Annotated in this window: 1 protein-coding gene; it reads left to right on the forward strand. The window is 68.2% G+C overall.

The genetic code is table 11. The features are described 5' to 3' along the window. The coding region (locus tag CCR95_RS20030; RefSeq protein ID WP_201097789.1) for an efflux RND transporter permease subunit at positions 1-1,308 on the forward strand (1,308 nt) is incomplete at its 5' end. Position 1,309: the final 1 nt, after the last annotated feature.

The following is a 1,309-nucleotide window of genomic DNA, read 5'->3' on the forward strand; positions in this document are numbered from 1 at the left end:
TATGTCCGTACCAAGCCGGGCGTGACCCATGTCAGCAGCTTCATCGGCCAGGGCGGGCTGCGCTTCATGCTGACCTACAGCCCGGAAGACCCCAACAGCGCTTATGGTCAACTGCTGGTCGACGTCGAGGACGCGGGCCAGATCGCTTCGCTGGTCTCGGCGCTGCAACAGGAGCTGGAGCCGCGGCATCCGGACGCCGACATCAAGGTTTGGAAGTTCATGCTCGGGCGCGGCGGCGGCAAGAAGATCGAGGCCGCCTTTCGCGGATCGGACCCCGTGGTCCTGCGCCGGTTGGCGGACGAGGCCAAGGCCATCATGGCGAACGATCCGCAGGCCGTGGCGATCCAGGACGACTGGCGGCAGAAGGTGCCGGTGCTGCGTCCCGCCGTCGATCGGGTGGCCGCCGAGCGCGCCGGGGTCGGTGTCAGCGAGATCAGCGCGGCACTGAACCGCGCCTTCAGCGGCAGTCAGGTCGGGATCTACCGCGAAGGCGATCGGCTGATCCCCATCGTCGCCCGTGCCCCAGCGTCGGAGCGGCTCACGGCCGCGCAGTTGGAGAGCGTCCAGGTCTACAGCCCCACCGCCGGGCGCTATCTGCCAGTCGGCCAGCTCGTGACCGGGGTGGAGGTGGAGTGGGTGGACGCCATGATCAGCCGGGTCGACCGCTTCCCGACGCTCAAGGCCCAGTGCGATCCGCCGCCCGGCGCGCTGGCCGGCCCGCTGTTCGAGCGCCTGCGGCCACAGGTCGAGGCCATCGAGCGCCCGCCTGGCTATGCGCTTGAGTGGGAGGGCGAGTACAAGGCCTCCCGCGAGGCGAACGCGGGACTCGCCCAGTCGGCACCCTATGGCTTCGCGGCCATGATCCTCGCGGTGGTGGTCATGTTCAACGCCGTTCGCCAGCCCCTGGTGATCTGGCTCACCGCGCCGCTGGCCATCGTCGGCGTGACCGTCGGGCTGCTGCTGTTCCAGGCGCCGTTCGAATTCATGGCGATCCTCGGCTTCCTGAGCCTGATCGGCATGCTGGTGAAGAATTCCATCGTGCTGGTCGATCAGGCCGATGCCGAGCGTCGGGAGGGCAAGCCGGGGCTTGCCGCGGTACTCGATGCCAGCGTCGGTCGCGCCCGCCCGGTCTTTCTCGGCGCGCTGACCACCATTCTTGGCGTCGCGCCGCTGCTGGCGGATCCCTTCTTCAAGAGCATGGCCGTGACCATCATGTTCGGCCTGGCCTTTGCGACCCTCTTGACGCTGATCGTCGTGCCGCTGCTGTATGCGGTGTTGTTGCGGATTCGCGGCGATGCGCCCGGCTAGT

The sequence above is a fragment of the Thiocystis minor genome, assembly GCF_016653465.1.
GTDB lineage: Bacteria > Pseudomonadota > Gammaproteobacteria > Chromatiales > Chromatiaceae > Chromatium > Chromatium minus.